The following is a 21,426-nucleotide window of genomic DNA, read 5'->3' as shown; positions in this document are numbered from 1 at the left end:
ATGTTGTGCGATTCAATGGGAGATCCATGTTTAACTTATTATCCAAAGCCCCCAAGTCGGCTAAAAACGATATTTTATCAGGTCTGACAGTTGCGTTAGCCCTTGTACCTGAGGCAGTTGCGTTTGCATTCGTTGCCCATGTTGAACCGCTCGTTGGTTTATATGCCGCATTTATTGTTGGCTTAATCACTGCTGTATTTGGTGGGCGTCCTGGCATGATCTCAGGTGCAACAGGCGCCTTAGCGGTGGTAATGGTGAGCTTGGTAGTGACCCATGGTGTTGAATACCTATTTGCAACGGTGCTCTTGATGGGTATTTTGCAGATTTTAGCTGGGGTAATGAAACTTGGTAAGTTTATCCGCATGGTGCCACACCCTGTGATGCTTGGTTTTGTTAACGGGTTAGCAATTGTGATTTTCTTAGCGCAGCTTGGCCAGTTTAAAGCCCCAGACGCAAGCGGTGAGATGCAATGGATGACTGGTGAGCCTATGTATATTATGGCCGGTCTTGTAGCGCTAACAATGGCTATTATTCACTTTTTACCTAAATTAACATCCGCTATACCTTCATCACTTGCTGCGATTGTGGTGGTAACGGGTTTAGTGATTGGCTTAGATTTAGAAGCACGTACAGTCGTCGATTTCTTAAAAGATATGACAGGTGATGCGAATGCAACAATGGCTGGCGGCTTACCTGAATTTCATATTCCAAATGTACCAATGACACTTGAAACACTATGGATTATTTTCCCATACGCGTTAGTGCTTGCCGCAATTGGTTTAATTGAATCATTACTAACGCTGACTCTTATTGATGAAATTACTGAAACTCGCGGTAATGGTAACCAAGAATGTATCGGTCAAGGTGCAGCGAATGTTACTTGTGGCTTTTTTGGTGCGATGGGTGGTTGTGCGATGATCGGCCAATCAATGATTAATATTAATTCTGGCGGTCGCTCGCGATTATCAGGCATTACTGCAGCGTTAATGTTATTAATGTTTATTTTGTTTGCTGCAAGCTTAATTGAAATGATCCCGCTTGCGGCGCTTGTTGGTGTAATGTTTATGGTAGTACTTGGTACATTTGAATGGTCAAGCTTCCGTATTATGAACAAAGTACCTAAAACAGATGCATTTGTAATTGTGTTGGTATCGGGTGTAACGGTTATTTCTGACTTAGCGGTAGCGGTATGTGTCGGTGTGATTGTATCTGCATTAGTGTTTGCGTGGGAGCATGCGAAACATATCTACACAACTTCTTATATTGATGAAAATGGCTCGAAAGTATATGAACTTCATGGCCCTGTATTCTTTGGTTCAGTTAAGAACTTTTTAGAATTATTTGATGTGAAAAATGATCCGCAAGATGTGATTGTTGAGTTTAAGCACAGTCGCGTTGCTGATCACAGTGCGATTGAAGCAATCGACAGCTTAGCTGAGCGCTATTCTAAGCAAGGTAAAAAGTTACATTTACGTCATGTTTCTAAAGATTGTCAAAAGCTATTAAGTCGCGCAAATGATTTAGTGGAAGTAAATGTGATTGAAGATCCAACATATAAAGTTGCATCTGATAAATTAGGTTAGTAATTAACCGAAAAATAAAAAAAGCTGGCTACTGCCAGCTTTTTTTATGGCAAATTGCAACTGTCATGCGATGAGTTGCACGTAAAGCAGGATGGCTATCAGTGCCTTTCTTGAGGCACATTCTTATAATAAGAGTTACTAAAGATATATGAATGTAAGAATTTTGAACTGGCAAAGACTAGTAGAAGATAGACAAAAGTTTTTTTGGGTATTACAAATCGCCGGATGGGTAGGTTATGCCTTAGTAAACTATATTGGTTCACGTGTTTTCGAAATGCGTGACATCTATGTATTTGTTATCGTACTAAATGCCTATGCTGGTTGCTTACTCACCATTCCACTTCGATATTTGTATCGTAAAATTTGGAATGCAAAACCGCTATTACTAATCTTCATTGTATTTGTTGCATCCTATGTGATTGGTACAACTTGGTCTGTTATTCAGAAGTTTAATCTATGGGAAATATACCGCCACGGTTATCGCCCAGATGAGTGGTTTTACTATTTCAAGCAAGGCTTAGATTCAGTTTATATTGTGCTGTGTTGGAGTGGTTTGTACTTTGGTATTAAATATTATCAATTGCTACAAGGTGAAAAACAAAACGCACTTAAAGCGAATACCATGGCACATGAAGCGCAACTTAAAATGTTACGCTATCAGCTAAACCCACATTTCTTATTTAACACACTAAACGCGATTTCGACTTTGATATTGGTTGAAGAAAATAAAAATGCCAATCAAATGGTATCAAAACTCAGTGAATTCTTGCGTTACACTCTCAATACCGACCCAATTAAGCGGGTGCCATTTGAGCAAGAGCTACATGTGTTAGGCTTGTATCTTGATATCGAAAAGGTCCGTTTTGAAGACCGCTTAAGCATTGAAATTGATGTGACAGACGAGGCGAAACATGCCCTAGTACCCAGCATGATTTTACAGCCACTTATTGAAAACTCGATTAAATATGCCATCGCAAATTTAGCTAGCGGTGGATTGATCTCGATTAAAGGGCAGGTATTTGCCAACGAATTACTATTAGAAGTATCCGATAACGGTCCAGGCACTGATATAAAGAATGGCGCGTTAGTAAAAAGTTCTGGAGTTGGTCTAGCAAATACGCAAGATCGCTTAAAGACGCTTTACGAAAATAACTATTCATTTGTATTATCTAGCAACCAGCCGCAAGGTCTTGTTGTTAATATTCGTATACCGTTTGAAAAAGGATAACCATGAACACAATAAAAACACTTATTGTTGATGACGAACCTCTTGCACGAAAAGGGTTATCAATAAGGTTAAGAGATTTCCCACAAATTGAAGTAGTGGGCCTTTGTAAAAACGGTGAAGAAGCGTTGGCTGAATGTAAAAGCCAACAAGTAGATTTAATGTTCCTAGACATTCAAATGCCGGGGTTGTCGGGTTTAGAAGTAGTAAAACAACTTTCTGAGTCGGCGTTAGGGATCCCCGCCATTGTGTTTGTTACTGCATTTGACCAATACGCTGTAAAAGCGTTTGAAATTCATGCATTAGACTACCTTCTGAAACCAGTAGATGACGACAGATTGAAGAAGGCGGTAGAAAAAGTGCAAACATATTTAAAATCACAAGAAGATACAAGCCATAAACGTAAACTTGCCAGCTTTGTTGCGGGTATTACGGGTAACAACTGTGAAGAAATTCTTAAAAAGCTTGCTGCTGGTGATAAATTAGAAGAAACCCGTTTCCCAGAATCAATTGCTGTAAAAGAGCAGGGCGAAATTGTGCGTGTGCAAGTAAGCAGTATTCAATGGGTTGATGCTGCAGGCGATTATATGTGTTTACACTGTGCCGATGGCAAAACACACATTCTACGCAAAACAATGAAAGAGCTTGAAGCAGAACTTGATCCGAAAGAGTTTGTTCGTGTGCACAGAAGTGCCATTGTAAACAGCAAACAAATCAATAAATTAGTAACACAAGTAAGTGGCGAATATTTACTTGTACTAGAAAATGGTCAAGAGCTGAAAGTTAGCCGCAGTTATCGCGATAAAGTGAAAGCGGCACTGGCGAGTTGATGTAAAAAAAGCGCGATTTACGCGCTTTTTTATTATCCCAAATTGAAGTTAAGCTTATTTAAACGCCTAATAATGGCTTGGTTATAAGTATTACTGTAACTGGTAGCACTAAGTGCAATCTCATTGAGTGAGTTATTTAGCATTCCCACCATAATGTCGGTTTTGTTTTCTTTTACCGCATCGACAGCAGCAACTCCTAGTTGTGTTGCAAGTACACGATCTGATGCAACAGGGCTACCACCACGCTGAATATAACCTAAAATGGCAGCTTTACTATCAACGCCTGTATAGCGCTCAATTTTTTTACTTAATTCGTGAGCGCTAAAACTTAACGAATTTTCTGCCATAACAATAATATAACTATCTGTGCGGTGATTTTTAATGGCTTTGTTGATATTAACGAGTAAATGATCAATAAACTGCACTTCATCTTCTATTATTTCTTTACACACAATGTGTTCAGCCCCTGAGCCGATTGCGGATTCAACAGCGAGAAAACCGCAATTTCGTCCCATCACTTCAACGATAAAAATGCGCTCAAAGGCATTTGCGGTATCACGAATTTTATCTATGCTGTCGAGTGCGGTTTCAACTGCAGTCCAAAATCCAATGGTTTGATCGGTACCATTGATATCGTTATCAATAGTGCCGGGAATACCAATAATGTTGCCTTGCCATATGGCACTAATCGCTTGGCATCCTTTAAAGCTACCATCACCGCCAATTACGATTAATGCATCGATATTATTGGCGTTTAGTGTATCTACCACTTGTTTTGGGCCGCTTGGATTTAACATTTCTTTACAGCGAGCTGATTTTAAAATGGTGCCACCTTTACGAATAATATCGTCAACACGATGGCAATTTAATTCGATAGAATGATTGTCAATTAGGCCGTTATAACCACCGATAAAACCGAGTACTTGGTACTGATACTTTTCTGCTTGCAGGGTGACGGCTCGGATAGCGGCATTCATTCCTGGTGCATCGCCGCCAGAGGTGATGAGAGCAATTTTTTTATTCATATGAAGTTACTAAGTGGCTGCGCATAATGCTCAATACTAGTAAAAAATCTTCTTAAATTAAATAGTTGATAACTTTATTTCGAGCAATAAAAAAGGAAGCCAACGCTTCCTTTTATAAATTGATAACTACCAAACAATTTAAAGTTGGATAATGTTGACGTCTTGCTCTTCTATTTCAAGGCCAACTGGTACCGCAGGTACATCTGGCTTATCGAGGGCAATATCACCTTCAGTTATTTGCGAATCTTTGTTCAGCTCAACAAAGTTGAAAATAGAAGGATCAGCCAAGTGTGACGGCACCACGTTTTGCATTGCAGTAAAAATAGTTTCTACGCGACCTGGTTGCGTTTTATCCCACTCATTAAGCATTGCTTTAATATGTTTACGTTGTAAGTTCTCTTGTGAGCCACATAAATTGCAAGGAATAATTGGAAACTCTCTAGCTTCTGCGTATTTTACAATGTCTTTTTCTTTACAGTAGGCAAGTGGCCGTATCACCATATGTTGGCCATCATCACTTAATAACTTAGCAGGCATGCCTTTTAATTTACCACCGTAAAACATGTTTAAAAACATAGTTTCAATCATATCGTCACGGTGATGGCCTAGTGCGATTTTAGTTGCGCCCATCTCTTTCGCTGTACGGTATAAAATACCACGGCGTAAACGTGAGCACAGTGAACAAGTAGTTTTACCTTCAGGAATAATATCTTTAACAATACTGTAGGTATCTTCTTCTACAATTTTGTATTCAATACCCAATGAATCAAGATATTCAGGCAGAATATGCTCTGGGAAACCAGGCTGTTTTTGATCTAGGTTAATCGCAAAAAGCTCAAAGTTAACAGGCGCTGAGCGTTGTAGGTTTTGCAAAATATCAAGCAGTGTGTAGCTGTCCTTACCGCCTGATAAGCACACCATTATACGGTCGCCTTCTTCAATCATATTGAAGTCTGCAATCGCTTGGCCGGTAAAACGACGAAGTCGTTTCTGTAACTTATTAAGGTTATATTTCGCTTTAGCTTCTGCTGAATGCGACATACAAATACGCCCCTAGAACAAATAAAGGGGCGTATTATAGGTGAAAATATTAACGAGGTTAAGACTTATCTAATGGACTTTTATAACCTTGTGGTTTAAGTGCCAATACATCACAGTTTAAGCTATCAATCACGTGCTCAGCAGTATTGCCGATAAGCGCAGCGCTAATACCAGTACGTCCAACAGTACCCATTACAACGAGCTCTGCATCTAACTGATTTGCCACTTGCGGCAATACATCTTCAGGAAGACCTTCATTAATGTAACAGTGATTTGGATTTATCTGATATTGCTCGGCTAATTTATGAGTAGCAGCAATATGATGTGCTTTAACTGATTCTGTATATTGCCCAGCATCAAATTCTGGGATTTCAATTGCAATATTTACAGGAGTTCCAGGGTAGGCATTAACAACATTGAGATTGCCATCAATTAAATCTGCAAGATAAGCCGCTTCTTTTAAAATGGTGTGATTAAGTGCTTGATGTGTTTCTTCTTCACTTGAGGCGTTTACTGCTGCTAGGATTTGGCCGCCTGCAGGCCAGTCATGCTCTTTTACAAGTAAGAGTGAAACAGGGCATTTACGGATCAAATGCCAATCAGTGGGTGTAAAAATAACGGACTTTAAAGTGTCGTGTTGATGGGTGCCTTTTACAACAATATCGTATTCTTGCTCTAGCACGGTTTCAATTATCGATTCAAAAGGGCGGTTATGCCAAACCACCTGACAATCAACGTTTAAGTCGCCAGCCTGTTGTTCAATAAGTGAATTTATCCATTCTTTTCTATCATTTATCACAGCATCACGCATTGCATCACGTTCTTCGCGACTAAGCATGGTGGTCATTTCATAGGAAAAATCGTAAATAGATAAGAAAGCAGTAATTTGTGCGCCGGACTTCCTTGCCAACTCAAATGATCGGTTTAACGCAATTTGTTTTTCTTTACTTGGGTCAATTACCGCAAGTATTTTTTTGATGGTATTCATAAAAACCTCCCAAAGTATAAATCCAGTGTAATGGATCTAAACTAATTTGAAAGGTTTCTAATAGAATATTTTGTTTTAGATCAAGACTTAATAGAAGCGACTTTGAATAATTCGTCAGCATTAAGAATGGTAATAAACTTACCTTCAACCTTGATGATTTCCGCTTTTTGGAAACGACTTAATAAACGGCTGATGGTTTCAACAGTTAAACCAAGATAATTACCTATCTCACCACGGGTCATTGTTAAGCGGAATTCTTTTTTACTAAAGCCGCGCTCACCAAAGCGTGTAGAGAGGTTTGCTAAAAATGCAGCTAAACGTTCTTCAGCGGTTTTTTTGTTAAGCATCAATAGCATTTCTTGGTCGTAATTGATTTCATTACTCATCATACGCATGACCTGATGGCGTAATTTAGGTAATTTGCCAGATAAATCATCAAGGGTGGTAAATGGAATTTCACATACCATGGCAGTTTCCATTGCCTGAGCATAGCTTCTGTGGCTCATGGTGCTAATACCATCAAAGCCAACAATATCACCGGCTAAATGGAAACCTGTGATTTGTTCTTCACCGCTTTCAGTTAATGTGTAAGATTTAAATGAACCTGAACGCACAGCGTAAATTGAGCGAAGCGGTTGACCTGCTTCAAACAAGAAATCACCTTTGTGTAGCGGCTTTTTACGCTCGATGATGTCATCTAATTTACCCATTTCTTCACTGTTTAACGAAACAGGGATACACAGTTGACTAATACTACAATCCTGACACTTAATAGCGCAGTTTTTTGACACTGATTTTTTGCTCAATTCCATGACACACCTAGAGAAAACGTAATACCAGAATAATGTATAATAAAACCTTATAATAACGCAATTATCAAAAGGTATAAACCGTAGAAAATGAAGATGTTACCAAACATCATTCGTACGAAATTATGGTTAAGTATTTGTTTAAATTTATCTGCTGCAAAAGCAAGTCCAACCATCGCTGGTAAAGTACCAAGTGCAAACAACAACATAAAGGTTGCACCATAAATAGCCGATTGTGTTGATATGGAGAATAATAGGGCTGAATAGACTAAACCACAGGGTAACCAGCCCCAAAGCATACCGTAAGCAAGTGCTTTGTGATTGGTATTAACCGGTAATAAACGCTTATTAAATTTAACTAGATGTTGCCATATCGCATATTTTCCCACTTTTTCTATCCAGTTAAGAGAAAATGTTAAGCGCATAATGTAAAGACCAACCAAGATCATAAACACGCCACTTAATATGGATAAAACAAATGAAAATGTGGTTGAACGAGATGCAAACTGTTGACTGATGCCAGCTGCAAGGGCACCTGCAAGGCAATAACTTAAAATGCGACCAAGATTGTAGAGTAGGGTGTAGCGTTTAACTAAGGCTTTATCTTTTACTGCAAGCGTAAGAGACGACGCAACACCACCGCACATTGCTAAACAGTGCCCACTGCCTAGCAATCCCATAATAAGTGCGGATAACAGCTGACTAGTTGTCATTACTTTTTTTGTGTTGTTCTTTATCGTCTTCGAACAAAATGCTGTGGGCTTGTTTGTCGAGATTATTAAATTGGTCACTGCGCACAGCCCAAAAGAAAATGCCGATTGCCACAATAACCAATAATATTGCAATTGGTATTAATACATAAATGATGCTCACAACTAAGTGCCCCTTACTTAAGTAATCGTAATGAGTTACCAATTACGATAAGTGAACTTGCGGACATACCAATTACTGCAACCCAAGGTGGAACTAATCCCATCGCAGCTAATGGTAGAATAGAGCCATTGTAACACAGCGAAATTGTCAAATTTTGCTTAATTACGCGGCGTGTTAGTTTAGCTGTTTCAAAAAGTCGGCTGATGCCATTGATCTCACTGTTGAGTAGAACAACGTCTGCCGTATTTTTGGAAATATCTGCACCAGATGCCATTGCGATGGAGAGGTGCGCACTATTAAATACAGGACTGTCGTTAACGCCATCGCCTACCATTGCAACAATTTTGCCTTTGCTTGCAAGCTGCTCTACAACGTTTTGTTTATCTGATGGGCTACAGCCGGTTTGGATATTATTTATACCCAAACTATGAACCAACTCTTTTCCAGCAGTCGATGGATCGCCCGTTAATACCTGTAATTCAAGATCACTTTGTTTAAGCTCAGTTAAAGTAGATTGAGCATGATCGCGGATTTTGTCTTGTAGCTTGAAGCCAGCAATTACTTGGTTATTGATGTATAAGAATACGTCAAAACCCTCTTCATCAAACTGACAAAACCAATTAGCCTTACCAATTGCAACGGCTTGTTGGTTATAAATGGCTGAAATGCCTTTACCTGTTTCAATAACCACATCACTTAGCTCAACTGGTGCTACATTGAGCTCCATAAACGCCTTGCTGATTGGGTGCTCAGAATAATTTTCAAGCGTCTTTGCAATTGCATAGACTTTATCGAGAGAATAATCAGCATTAAACAATTTTGTATTTAGTAATGTGAATTTGCCTTCGGTTAAGGTACCTGTTTTATCAAAAGCAATATCTGTGACTTTGGTCAGGGTTTCTAATACATGCGCTTGTTTTATTAACACCCCTTGTTGGGTTAATTTTGCCACTGCACAGGTGAGCGCTGTAGGAATTGCCAAACTGAGCGCACAAGGGCAGGTAGCGACCAAAACAGCGATAGTCACCCAAAATGCATGTTCAGGTTCAATGTGATACCACGAAAAAGCAGTAATTGATGCAAATACAAGTAAACATGCCACAAACCACTGAGCGACTTTGTCGGTAATTTCAGCGATTTTAGGACGAGAAGTAAGCGCTTGATGTTGTAAACGAACAATTTGGTTAATTAAGGTGTCTTGTCCAATTTGATTAACACAAATAGTAATCACACCATCGTGATTTACTGTGCCAGCGTAAACTTGATCTCCTTTAGATTTACCCACTGCAGCATGCTCACCGGTCATCATTGCTTCGTCAACAGAGGTCTTACCATCAATTAAAATACCATCAGCTGGAATCGTCTCACCGGCTTTGATCATCACCTTGTCATTTAATTGAAGGCGTTTTGCTGCAATGATTTCTTCTTCATTATTGTTAATTAAGCGAGCAGTAAGCGGTAACAATTTTTGTAAATTAGCAGTAAATTCAGACGCTTTTAAACGGGCGCGGAATTCAAGGTATTTACCTAACAATAATAAGAAGGTAAACATACAGATGGATTCAAAATACACTTCACCTGTTTCAAAAATAGTGGCCCAACTGCTTGCGGCGTAAGCACCAAAAATGGCAAGTGATACGGGTAAATCCATATTGAGTTGTTTGGCTTTTAAACCACGCACTGCCGAGGTTAAAAACGGTAGCGCTGAATAAAGAATTACAGGCGTGGCTAAAATAAAGCTGATCCAACGGAAATACTGTTCAAAGTCCTCATCCATGCCAGAAAACATGCCAAAATACATAGCAAAGGCGAACATCATCACCTGCATTGTCATCAGGCCAGCGACCCCTAAACGTCTGACATAAGATTTAGCGGTTTGCTTTTTTTGTTGTTCTTCGTGATCTTGTTGGAAAGGGTAAGCACGATAGCCAATTCGTGCTAAGGATTCGATAATGGTACTCAGTTTTAGTTTTGACTGATCCCATTTAATCATGGCGCGATAAGTAGATGTATTCACATCAACGCGCACCACATGGCCTAAATTGAGTAACTGTTTTTCAATAAGCCATGCACAAGCAGCACAACTAATGCCTTCAACACTTAATAGAATTTCAGCAATATCACCTTGCTTTACTAAAAACTCTGATTGAATGTCTTCGTCATCATAACTTTGGAACATTTTAATTTGTTCCGGTACCAGCTCTTGAACTTTGCCGGCACTCTCTGTGCGGTACTTATAGTAATCCGACATGCCTTGCTGGATAATAGCTTCAGCAACAGCTTGACAACCCAAACAGCACATCGGTTTAGCTTCATTTTCAAATTCTATGCTTAGTGAGATACCGCTTGGAATAGGCTCCAAGCAGTGAAAACAGTTTTTGGCCATGGCTTACTTATATTCTGGTTTAATTATAAACGCGCTTTCGTAAGGTAGTGTGATATTTTCTTTTAGCTTCCATTCACCAGTGATTGGTTCAATAAACACGGTATAACGGCCTTCTTCTAATAACTCAGTTACACCGGAGTAATCGCCATTTGCATTTGGAGAAAGCATCACCTCAACATCTTTATCTTTAAGCGTTGTGTGATAAAAAGATGTTTTTAGGGCAGGGGGATTTAGAGAATCACCTTTGGTAAAACTCACTTTGACTAATCCATCGTGAATTTCTAAATCAGCATGTAAATAAAGTGCTTTTGAACGATTGAATTTAGATAGCTCAAGGTTGATTGCTTTACCTTTTTTATAATAGTCATCAACAACCATTGAAGGTCCTTTATCTGACATGTAAATAAGTAAAGTGATACAAGCAACGATGGTGCCTGCTGGAATAACAATAATAAACCAAGGCCAAAATTGTTTATACCAAGGAGTTGTAGACATAGTGATTAATACTTAAAAACAAATGTGGCGTTATTCTACTTGATGTGCTGTGAAAAGGGTAAAAAAAAGCTCCCAAATGGGAGCTTTTTTGATCTAGATTCGTACTCTTAACGTGTTTATAAAATTTGATTAAATAACTCGTTAAGATTCACTAATCAATTACTTATCTTGAGATAAGCTGTATACGTATGCTGTTAGGATATGTACTTTATCTTCACCAAGGATGTCTTTCCATGCTGGCATTACACCGGCACGACCGTTAGTGATAGTTTCTTTAACTGCACGTTGTGAACCACCGTATAACCAAACATTATCTGTTAGGTTAGGAGCACCAAATGCGTAGTTACCTTTACCGTCCATACCGTGACACGCTGCACACATTGCAAACTTAGCTTGACCAGCTGCGGCATCTTTTTGGTTTACAGTACGGCCTGATAGGCTAAGTACATAAGCTGTTACTTCGTTAACGCCATCTTCACCTAGCGCGTCAATCCAAGCTGGCATTGCTGCTACACGGCCGTGTAGTAGTGTTTGCTTGATTGCTTCAGGTGAACCACCGTATAACCAGTCATTGTCAGTCAGATTAGGGAAGCCTTGGCCACCACGTGCATCTGAACCGTGACACTGAGCACAGTTTTGCGAGAATAAACGCTGACCGATTTCTAACGCTTCTTCATTAGCAGCAAGGTCTTTAATATCTTGCTGTGCGAATTGTTGGAAAACAGGACCAAAACGCTCATCCGCATTACGGATTTCTTGGTCAAGTTGAACACGTTTACCTGCAGCTTCGCTATCAATTACAGCTTGTTTTGATTCTGCAATTGACTTGATGCCTTGGTTTGAACTTGTCCACTTAGAGATACCTTCAAAGTTACCCATACCAGGGTAAAGAATTAGGTATACCACACCCCATGCGAAAGTAGCGAAGAACATAATTGTCCACCACTTTGGAAGTGGGTTGTTAATTTCTTCGATGCCATCAAACTCATGGCCACATGTTTCATTTTCTTCAACGCCTACGTAGTTCTTTAAGTTCCAAACTAGTAGTCCGAAGCAGATTGCTAAGCATGCTATGGTTAATACAATAACCCAAATGCTCCAAAACGTAGTCATTTCTCAGACTCCTTTTTTTCCTTTTCGCCAACTGTATTGTTATGTACGTTTTCGTCTTCGAAAATCGCGTTTGCTGCTTCATCAAAGTTCTTTTTAGAACGTTTGCTGTAAGCCCACAGTACAATGGCAATAAAAAGTACTAATAATACCAGAGTAAATATGCCTCTGAATGTGCCGTAATCCATGCTGGTTACTTCAAGTGAGTACCAAGCTGTTGAAGATACGCAATAAGCGCTTCCATTTCAGTTTTGCCTTTAATGGAATCAACATCAGCTTGTAGTTCTGCATCACTACCGTAACCACGACCTGGATACGCTTCTTGGTTAATGCCGAAGTTATCACGGAACACTTGCAGTTTTTTAAGTGTGTGCGTGGTATTAACTTCGTTTTTCGCTAACCAAGGGTAACCTGGCATGTTTGACTCTGGAACTACGTCACGTGGGTTTACCAAGTGCGCATAGTGCCAATCATCTGAGTAACGACCACCTACACGAGCTAGATCTGGACCAGTACGCTTAGAACCCCACTGGAATGGGTGATCCCACACACTTTCACCAGCAACAGAGTAGTGACCGTAACGCTCAACTTCGTCACGGAAAGGACGAATCATTTGTGAGTGACAGTTGTAACAACCTTCACGCACATAAATGTCACGACCTTCCATTTCTAACGCAGTTAGTGGGCGTAGACCATCTACAGGCTCAGTAGTGTCTTTTTGGAACATTAGTGGCGTAATTTCCACAAGTGCACCAAAGCTGATTGCGAAAACAGTCAGGATAGCCATAAGGCCAACGTTCTTTTCAACAATCTCGTGTTTATTTTGTGAATTATTCTGACTCATACATTACTCCTTACGCAGGCTGAGCTTCAGCTTGTAATGCACCTTTTTCAGCTGCAACAGTTTTAACAACGTTGTATAACATGATTAGCATACCAACAACGATGAATACACCGCCTACAAAGCGCATGAAGTAGAATGGGTAAGACGCTTCTAGTGACTGAACAAAGCTGTACATTAATGTACCGTCAGAGTTAACTGCACGCCACATTAGACCTTGCATAACACCAGAAATCCACATTGCTACGATGTACAGAACAACACCCACTGTGTGTAACCAGAAGTGTGTGTTAATTAGTTTAGTGCTGTACATACGAGCCTGACCAAATAGGTTAGGGATTAAGTGGTAAACCGCACCGATTGATACCATTGCTACCCAACCTAATGCACCTGAGTGTACGTGACCTACAGTCCAGTCAGTGTAGTGAGATAATGCGTTTACTGATTTAATCGCCATCATTGGACCTTCGAACGTTGACATACCGTAGAACGATAGTGAAACAACTAAGAAGCGAAGGATTGGGTCGTGGCGAAGCTTATGCCATGCGCCAGAAAGTGTCATGATACCGTTGATCATACCACCCCAAGATGGAACAAATAGAATTACTGACATTACCATACCTAAAGACTGAGTCCAGTCAGGAAGTGCTGTGTAATGTAAGTGGTGAGGACCTGCCCAAATATAAAGAGAAACAAGAGCCCAGAAGTGAACTACTGATAAACGGTAAGAGTAAACTGGACGACCCGCTTGCTTAGGAACGAAATAATACATCATACCTAAGAAACCTGCAGTAAGAAGGAAACCTACCGCGTTGTGACCATACCACCACTGAACCATTGCATCTACTGCACCCGCGTAGATTGAGTATGATTTAGTTAATGAAACTGGAATTGCCATGCTGTTAACAATGTGAAGAACAGCAACAGTGATAATGAAACCACCATAGAACCAGTTAGCAACATAAATATGCGACACTTTACGCTTGATTAATGTACCAAAGAATACAACCGCATAAGCAACCCAAACAACCGTAATTAGGATGTCGATTGGCCACTCTAGCTCAGCGTATTCTTTACCACTTGTAAAACCAAGAGGAAGTGTAATTGCTGCTAGAACAATAATAAGCTGCCAGCCCCAGAAGGTGAAAGATGCAAGCTTATCTGAGAATAAACGCGTTTGACATGTACGCTGTACAACGTAGTAAGACGTTGCAAATAGTGCACTTGTACCAAATGCGAAAATAACTGCGTTCGTATGTAACGGACGTAGACGAGAGTAAGTTAACCATGGAATGTCGAAGTTTAACGCAGGCCATACTAGCTGAGCTGCGATGAAAACCCCTGCACCCATGCCAACAATGCCCCAAATCACCGTCATAATGGCGAATTGGCGTACAACTTTATAGTTGTATTCTGTTTGTGATGCTACTGTTGTTTGGCTCATTTTCCGGTTTCCGCTGCAATAAATTGCATTAAGAAATGAATTTCCCAATTCTAATTAAAGAAATGGGGCCTCTAAAAATTTACCAAATTCGTTACCTTACTTACTCGAACTTTTGCCATCAAATGATGTCTGAGTTTGAGTTAGCAAGAAAACCAACCCGGTAAAACCCTTTTTTTGCATGAGAAATGATAAAATTTTTGCTTTTAAAAAGATAGCGCATTTGCCCAAAATTATGACCTCAATCAAATATTCTCAGTGAGTGTGATTTATTTTTGTGCAAATTTAGTCTAAATTCGCGACCAATGTTTATACACGCCCAATAAAAGAGTAATAGATGCGGTTATTTCTAGTTATTTTAGCAGTAATAATTATTAGCGCTTGCGATGATATAAATAGTAAAGATTTAACTAAGTTATCAGAGCAGCAGTCTTCATCTTTGTTAACAATTAAAGATGAATCTGTAACACCAGAAACTGAATTTAGTATCGTTTTTAGCCCAAATAATGAAGTTGAAATAATCGATGCTTATATTGAAGGTGTAGACATGTATATGGGGAAAATCCCATTGTTTTTTTCTCGTACTAAGCACAAGCAATACACTGCTAGCGGCATGGTTGGCGTGTGCAGTAAAAATGAAATGGTATGGCGTATTTATTTACATTACCGCAAAAATGGCTCTCAAGAGGGCAAAATTGCCACTCTCAACTTTGTAGTAACAAATACTTAACCGAGCATCTACAGTTGTAGCGTGATTACAATTGATTACATCTAGTAACGCACGAAAACGAGTATCAATAGAAAGTTCAGTGATAAATATAAGTTATTGATAGTAAGAAATTAAATATGTTACTGCTGTTAATAAATAAATAACAAATGGCGCAATCTAAGCGCCATTTTTTGTGCCTGAATAAAAGCTGAACACTCATTCAGTTTTCGTTCATTTTCAGAAGCCTAGTTTGCAGCGTCCGTTGTAAGATTTCTCCTTGGTTTTTTATCCGAAGCCACGTTTCTCGCGTTATACAAGAAACATAAAGTCACTTTCTTAGAACGGGTAATGCAACAAGTTATTCGCTTTAGTTGATGTGTTTTCAACTAATCGGGTTAGACAACTAATAAAGGTTTATTATGAATAAAACTAAATTGGGTTTAGCAATTGCTACCGCGTTACCGTTGTTTTCAGCAACAAATGCAATCGCAGCAGAAACCTCAGCAGACGCCGTAGAGCGCATCGAAGTAACAGGTTCTCGTATTAAGCGTGCCGATATGGAGACGGCAAGCCCAGTAACAGTAATTGGTGCAGAGGAAATTCGTGCTTCAGGTGCGACATCAATTGATTCAATTTTACAAGATATGACTGCTGCTGGCGGTGCGATGGTAAACCCAGGCATTAATAATGGCTCTGGTGGTAATGCAAGCATGAACCTACGTGGTTTAGGCTCACAGCGTACGCTAGTACTAGTAAACGGCCGTCGTATGATCAACTCAGGTACTGGTGCTGCGTCAACTGTAGACTTAAACACCATTCCGGTATCGATGATCCAACGTGTTGAAGTTCTTAAAGACGGTGCATCAGCAGTATATGGTACTGACGCAGTTGCAGGTGTTGTAAACATCATTCTTAGAAAGGATTTTGAGGGCCTAGACATGAATGCTCAAACGGGTATTTCAGGTGAAGGCGATGCTGAAGAGAGCTCAGTAGATTTTACTGTTGGTACTTCATTCGATAAAGGTAACATTGTACTTGGCGTACAATACATGGATCGTGGTGAAGCGTCTCAAGCAGACCGTGGTTTCTCTTCTTGCCCAGTTTCAGAGCGTAAAAACGACGCAGGTAATGTAGAGCTTTACTGTGGTGGTTCAAGCTACACACCTTACGGCCACATTTGGTCAGGTGATGAGTCACTGCAAGGTAACCCAGACAACTCTTGGCATGACTTTGGTGATCAAGATAAATATAACTACTCGAAAGATAGCTACCTATTCACACCAATGCAGCGTCTTAACCTTTCTGGTTTAGGTACTTACGAGCTAACAGATAACACAACTCTATTTGCAGAATCAATGTATTCAAAGCGTTGGTCTGAGCAACAAATGGCACCACAGCCAGTATGGTTCGATTTCACTTACCAAGATTGGATGGGTGATTCACTAGTTGAACATGGCGTTAACTACGGTGACGAGATTTCATACGGTCGTCGTATGAGCGATACAGGTACACGTGACTTCTCACAAGTTGTTGATACAGTGCGTGTTGTAATCGGTGCTGAAGGTATTCTATCAAATGATTGGTCATGGGATGCGGCATTAAACTTTGGTCGTAACGATTCTGTTGACCGTTTATCAAATCTTCATAACATGGGTTCAATCCAAGAAGATATCGAGCTAGGTATATTTAACCCGCTTGATCAAACTTCATGGCAATACGACAACATGCAAGGTTACCTGTACACTGAGCAAAACACTGGCGGCAGCCAAATGTTAATGTTTAGTGGTTCTCTTGCAGGTGAGTTATTTGAGTTACCAGCAGGTTACTTAGGTTTTGCAGCAGGCGTTGAACACCGTTCTGAAAAAGCTTGGTACATTCCTGATTCACTAACTGCACAAGGTCTTGCTAACGACCCTAAAGTTGAACCAACTGAAGGCCGTTACGATGTAAACGAAGCGTTTGTTGAACTTGCTATCCCAGTGCTTGCAGACAAAGCATTTGCTGAAAACCTAGAGCTTAGCGCTGCTATCCGTGCATTTGACTACTCAACATTCGGTAGCGATGCAACATGGAAGCTTGGTTTTACTTGGAAAGTGAACAGCGACATCATGTTCCGTGGTGTAGCGTCTACTGCATTCCGTGCACCAACGGTTGATGAGCTATACGGTGGTAAATCACCTTCGTTTAACCAAGTATCTCACCCAGTAGGTCAGGATCAAGCAGAAGTAACTGTTGGCGGTAATGCAGCATTAACACCTGAAGAAGCTGAAACACTAACAGTTGGTTTCGTATATGAGCCAAGCTGGTTAGATGGCGCTTCAATGACGGTTGACTACTACGATATTTCAATTGAAAACTCAATTGCAACTGTAGATAACCAGTACATTGTTGATAACTGTTTAGATGCTGCGGGTACACCAATCAATACAGATTCTGCGCTTTGTAAATCTGCTGATATCTCAATGGATAACTCTCGTCGTATTTCATTCAACAACCAATTACAAAACATTGGTGCTGAAACTGCGAAAGGCATTGACTTAAACTTAGCATACTCATTTGAAGCACTTGGTTTAGATTGGCGCACTGCACTAGATACAACTTACCTAATGGAAACAACAGTTACATTAACTGATGAAACAGTAGATTATGTTGGCTTAATCACATCTGGTTCAGGTGGTTATGCTGATATCAAATCAAACCTATCTGTTTCTGTTAAAGGTGATGCGTGGGATGCTAACTATAAAGCACGTTACATCTCAGGTATGGACAGCTATTCATGTCTAGATAACCCAGCTAAATGTTACGCACCAAGCACAGGCTCTGTTGTGTATCATGATATCGGTGGTGCATATCACGTATCAGAAACTGTAAAAGTATCTGCGGGTATCAATAACTTATTTGATAAGCAACCGCCATACTATTCAGGTAACAACGATTCAAATACTGACCCATACACATACGATGTATTAGGTCGTTATTTCTACGCTGGCGTTAATGTTAAATTCTAATAACATTTAACCAGTATAAAACCGCGCCTTTTGGTGCGGTTTTTTTTTGCATTAAATAAATTGACACTTAAATGTCATATTAATGTCAATTCAGTCGATTTAAAAAAGATAAACAGGAGTGTTTAGCGCTTTTAATTTAAGTAATTAAGTTGTTTCATTAAAGCGTCATAGTTCTGAAAAGTAATTGTCACCCATTCATTCTATTCTCTCGGCAAATTGTTAACTGAGTTGAAAGTAAATGGGTATCATCAGGAATAGAAATTTAATCAGTCGTATTAAACAGCAAGATAACCGCGTGTATGTACCGGCTGATGCAAGGGACAACCAATACATTATCGCTGAACTTGCAGTAAACGATAATTTAATCGCACAGCTTTCTGACAAAACACTTAATCCCACGCCAAAAGAACTACTAAGTTTATTACTAAACAAAGTACGTCGTATTATTGCACAGCATGATATCGACTTTGTCGCGTTAGTTGCTTCGAATAAATTTATCCGAGTACGCTATGGTGTGGATAATGAGATTAACACCACCCAAGAGCAGCACATTGTTTATTACAACCCTGAAAAGAGCAAAGGGGTCATTGGCATTTGCCCAGAAGGCACCGAATCACTTAAATCAATTCGTTTAGTGTGTTTTGCAACAGGCAATAACCTGCGTGAAAATGCGGCATTATTTCATCAGAAAGTAGTTAACTTAGTATCTGAAATTAAACTGTCGTTTAATTTTATTGATGGCATCAAATTACAAGATCATCAGCATATTAGCTTTACTTTAGAAAAGCATTCATCTGCAACACAATCAAAAGCCCATGGTTTTCGAGTGATTGAAAAGCGCTATGAAAGTTCAGGTTTAATGCTACCAGAAGAGCGAAATAGCAAAGCGTTTATTGTTGTAAAAGCAAATTTTAGCGAACTGTTAAATGAAAAGGTGTTGAGCCAAAACTATGAAGTGAGCCAAATGCATGCGGAGATTTCGCATCTGCTTATTCAGCTTGCACAAGAAGTTGGTATTAATCATTTAGCTTACGTTGCATCAAATCGTTATCCAGTTGTTAAATCGAATTTTGTCACTGGCAGTGCGAATCAAAAAGGTGAATTGGTGAGTTTAAATTTTGGCAACACTGAGCATGAAGTGATTCAAATTATTGAAGATGAATACACTAATAGTGCAGCTCATATTGTGTTTTATATGCCTGAATCGACGTCGGTTAAATCTGGCTATGCGGTTTACATAAATAAAGTAATCAAATTACTCGATAAACTAGGTCAAAAATTACAACTTACAGAGCATGACCAAGCTATGCTACTAAGGTTTTACCAACACTTTAGCTATAAAGCTTGAATCACAGGCTGTTAATTTGTCATAGTGTAAATCAAAAAGAGCAATAAATTACACTATGACAAACAGCACCACATTAAACTACACAGTACCCTATGTTGAAGGCGACGGTGTAGGTCCAGAACTTATCAACTATGCCCGTAAAATTGCCGACAAGGTGATGTTTAATTGTTATCACGGCAACAGGAAAATTGAATGGTTAGCTGTGTTGTGTGGTGAAAAAGCGGCTTTTGAATATCAAGGGGATTGGTTTCCAGAACACACCCTCAATACTATTGAGCAACAAAAATGTGCGTTGATTGGGCCTATTACTGCACCTATTGGCTATGGCTTTAAATCTCTAAACGTTGCGTTACGCCATGAACTTGGCCTTAAAACATCTTACACCCGCTATCAAACCAATAATCAAAATGATATTTATGTGCTGCGAGATAATAGCGAAGATTTACCTGTAAAACTTGAATGGCAAACAGCATCGTTCGACGGCAAGCTACTTGCTAATTTCTTAAAAGATGAACTTGGTGTAAATAAAGTAGCGCTAGCCGAGCAAAGTGTTATGGCGCTCAAGTATTTGTCACAAAATAGCATTGAACAGCTTCTAAAATCTGCGATTGCGCTTGCAAAATCAAGAAATGTTAAAAAAATAATTATAGTCCATCATGCCAATAGTTTACCGATTTCAGAGGGCAGTGTGGTGCGCTGGGCGTTGGCATCACTCAATAGCCAAAGTGCAAATGATGACAGTGAAACATTGCCAAAATACGTAGATGATATTGCGATTGATGTGTGTTCTTTGTTGCAATTTTTTAGCCATCAAAACACAGCATCAGAAGATACCATTTTTGTGTGTGCAAATTATCTAGCAACCATTCTAAATGAGTATTTTACGGGAAGTTTAGGCTTGATTAACAAGGTGAGCCAAACTAACTATGGCAATAATATTTGTATTGTTGAGCCAAAACATGGCCCGCTTCACGCGCTTGTGGGGCAAGATGAAATAACACCCGTCGCTTTACTCAATGCGGTTGTTTCGCTGTTTTATCATTTAAAGTGTGACGAGGCTGCAAGGTGCCTTTCTAAGGCTTTGTTTGAGGTAGAAAAAAGCTTAAAGGATAAACCGATATCCTTTAAGCAGTTTCAAGAAACATTGGTGCTTTAATTAAGCCGATAACTTAAGTTGAGCTTGATAAAATGGGCGTAAGTAATTGACACATTGCTGGAAAATAGTGGCAAGTTTGGTTGGCACTTGCGATGTATCTACCACTTGTGCAGTACCAGAAGCAGCGATAAATGCAGCAAAAACAAGTGTTGGTGTAGGGCAGCTGTATTTATCTTTAATTTCAAGTGTTTCACCTGTTAATAAACGCTCAGTAATTAATGGTGTTGAAATACTCGCTAGTTCACATAGGCTTTCATTACCAATCGTTTGAGTATTTGTTTCATTGATTGTTTTTCTGATTTGTCCACCAAACTCTTTTAATAATTTAATATAATTTTCAATAAATTGAGCTTGGCATTCAGGGTTTTCTAAATGATATGTTTTAGTTAATTGATTGAATAAGTTTTCTTCAATGTATAAAAATTGATGCTTATGAAATTGACCTGTACTCATTGTAATGTTCCTCGTTATTTTTGATAAAAGGCATTTGCCTTAACAAAAAGACTATCGAACAACATCACAATTTAAAAATTGAATAATTCAATTGTAGTTATAGAC

At 39.4% G+C, this 21,426-nt stretch carries 20 protein-coding genes; 7 read left to right on the top strand and 13 right to left on the bottom strand.

The genetic code is table 11. The annotated features are described in order from the left end of the window. Positions 1–26: 26 nt before the first annotated feature. From AAEU29_RS03345 to AAEU29_RS03335, 3 genes are all read left to right on the top strand, one after another. Positions 27–1,583 carry a SulP family inorganic anion transporter gene (locus AAEU29_RS03345; protein WP_421972052.1) on the top strand — a complete coding sequence of 519 codons (1,557 nt, stop codon included), beginning with the start codon at positions 27–29 and terminating at the stop codon, positions 1,581–1,583. Positions 1,584–1,746: 163 nt separating this feature from the next. Next, positions 1,747–2,811: a sensor histidine kinase gene (locus AAEU29_RS03340; RefSeq protein ID WP_421972051.1), complete on the top strand. Its 1,065-nt coding sequence runs from the start codon at positions 1,747–1,749 to the stop codon at positions 2,809–2,811. A gap of 2 nt (positions 2,812–2,813) precedes the next feature. Continuing rightward, a complete protein-coding gene (locus AAEU29_RS03335; protein ID WP_274760091.1) occupies positions 2,814–3,638 on the top strand; it encodes a LytR/AlgR family response regulator transcription factor in 825 nt (274 codons plus the stop codon). Positions 3,639–3,670: 32 nt separating this feature from the next. Here AAEU29_RS03335 and AAEU29_RS03330 read toward each other — a convergent pair whose 3' ends face one another. From AAEU29_RS03330 to ccoN, 12 genes are all read right to left on the bottom strand, one after another. Then, positions 3,671–4,663, bottom strand: coding sequence for a 6-phosphofructokinase (locus AAEU29_RS03330; RefSeq protein WP_421972050.1), 993 nt, complete (start codon positions 4,661–4,663; stop codon positions 3,671–3,673). Positions 4,664–4,801: 138 nt separating this feature from the next. Then, positions 4,802–5,704, bottom strand: a complete 903-nt coding sequence (ttcA, locus tag AAEU29_RS03325; protein WP_421972049.1) for a tRNA 2-thiocytidine(32) synthetase TtcA — start codon at positions 5,702–5,704, stop codon at positions 4,802–4,804. 58 nt (positions 5,705–5,762) lie between these two features. Beyond that, positions 5,763–6,692: a universal stress protein UspE gene (uspE, locus tag AAEU29_RS03320; protein WP_421972048.1), complete on the bottom strand. Its 930-nt coding sequence runs from the start codon at positions 6,690–6,692 to the stop codon at positions 5,763–5,765. An 80-nt stretch (positions 6,693–6,772) separates the two neighbouring features. Then, a complete protein-coding gene (gene fnr, locus AAEU29_RS03315; protein WP_421972047.1) occupies positions 6,773–7,504 on the bottom strand; it encodes a fumarate/nitrate reduction transcriptional regulator Fnr in 732 nt (243 codons plus the stop codon). A 47-nt stretch (positions 7,505–7,551) separates the two neighbouring features. Next, on the bottom strand, positions 7,552–8,214 hold the full coding sequence (locus AAEU29_RS03310; protein WP_421972046.1) for a sulfite exporter TauE/SafE family protein: 663 nt from the start codon (positions 8,212–8,214) through the stop codon (positions 7,552–7,554). Next, positions 8,204–8,374, bottom strand: coding sequence for a cbb3-type cytochrome oxidase assembly protein CcoS (ccoS, locus tag AAEU29_RS03305; protein ID WP_274760097.1), 171 nt, complete (start codon positions 8,372–8,374; stop codon positions 8,204–8,206). The genes AAEU29_RS03310 and ccoS overlap by 11 nt, the downstream gene beginning before the upstream one ends. Positions 8,375–8,387: 13 nt before the next feature. Further along, a complete protein-coding gene (locus AAEU29_RS03300; RefSeq protein ID WP_421972045.1) occupies positions 8,388–10,760 on the bottom strand; it encodes a heavy metal translocating P-type ATPase in 2,373 nt (790 codons plus the stop codon). 3 nt (positions 10,761–10,763) lie between these two features. Next, entirely contained in the window at positions 10,764–11,255 is a 492-nt protein-coding gene (locus AAEU29_RS03295) for a FixH family protein (RefSeq protein WP_421972044.1), read from the bottom strand. A 159-nt stretch (positions 11,256–11,414) separates the two neighbouring features. After that, positions 11,415–12,368 carry a cytochrome-c oxidase, cbb3-type subunit III gene (gene ccoP, locus AAEU29_RS03290; RefSeq protein ID WP_421972043.1) on the bottom strand — a complete coding sequence of 318 codons (954 nt, stop codon included), beginning with the start codon at positions 12,366–12,368 and terminating at the stop codon, positions 11,415–11,417. Then, positions 12,365–12,553, bottom strand: a complete 189-nt coding sequence (locus AAEU29_RS03285; RefSeq protein WP_038641407.1) for a cbb3-type cytochrome oxidase subunit 3 — start codon at positions 12,551–12,553, stop codon at positions 12,365–12,367. Before AAEU29_RS03285 ends, ccoP begins: the two co-directional genes overlap by 4 nt. A 5-nt stretch (positions 12,554–12,558) precedes the next feature. Continuing rightward, on the bottom strand, positions 12,559–13,209 hold the full coding sequence (gene ccoO / locus AAEU29_RS03280; protein ID WP_421972042.1) for a cytochrome-c oxidase, cbb3-type subunit II: 651 nt from the start codon (positions 13,207–13,209) through the stop codon (positions 12,559–12,561). Between the two features lie 10 nt (positions 13,210–13,219). Next, positions 13,220–14,650, bottom strand: coding sequence for a cytochrome-c oxidase, cbb3-type subunit I (gene ccoN / locus AAEU29_RS03275; protein WP_372769776.1), 1,431 nt, complete (start codon positions 14,648–14,650; stop codon positions 13,220–13,222). 334 nt (positions 14,651–14,984) lie between these two features. Between ccoN and AAEU29_RS03270 the strand changes: the two genes are divergently transcribed. From AAEU29_RS03270 to AAEU29_RS03255, 4 genes are all read left to right on the top strand, one after another. Beyond that, the gene (locus AAEU29_RS03270) at positions 14,985–15,377 is read left to right on the top strand and encodes a hypothetical protein (RefSeq protein ID WP_421972041.1); all 393 of its coding nucleotides are present in this window, start codon (positions 14,985–14,987) and stop codon (positions 15,375–15,377) included. Positions 15,378–15,775: 398 nt separating this feature from the next. Beyond that, complete coding sequence (locus AAEU29_RS03265; RefSeq protein ID WP_421972040.1) at positions 15,776–18,364, top strand: TonB-dependent receptor; 2,589 nt, start codon at positions 15,776–15,778, stop codon at positions 18,362–18,364. Positions 18,365–18,602: 238 nt separating this feature from the next. Further along, positions 18,603–19,712 carry a DUF3083 family protein gene (locus tag AAEU29_RS03260; protein ID WP_421972039.1) on the top strand — a complete coding sequence of 370 codons (1,110 nt, stop codon included), beginning with the start codon at positions 18,603–18,605 and terminating at the stop codon, positions 19,710–19,712. 55 nt (positions 19,713–19,767) lie between these two features. Beyond that, positions 19,768–20,868, top strand: a complete 1,101-nt coding sequence (locus tag AAEU29_RS03255) for an isocitrate/isopropylmalate family dehydrogenase (RefSeq protein ID WP_421972038.1) — start codon at positions 19,768–19,770, stop codon at positions 20,866–20,868. Here AAEU29_RS03255 and AAEU29_RS03250 read toward each other — a convergent pair whose 3' ends face one another. Continuing rightward, positions 20,869–21,321, bottom strand: coding sequence for a hypothetical protein (locus tag AAEU29_RS03250; protein ID WP_421972037.1), 453 nt, complete (start codon positions 21,319–21,321; stop codon positions 20,869–20,871). Positions 21,322–21,426 lie beyond the last annotated feature (105 nt).

This window comes from Pseudoalteromonas aquimarina (genome assembly GCF_049257255.1).
GTDB lineage: Bacteria > Pseudomonadota > Gammaproteobacteria > Enterobacterales > Alteromonadaceae > Pseudoalteromonas.
The sequence above is the reverse complement of the archived record's forward strand: the minus strand, read 5'-3'. Positions and strand labels throughout refer to the sequence as shown.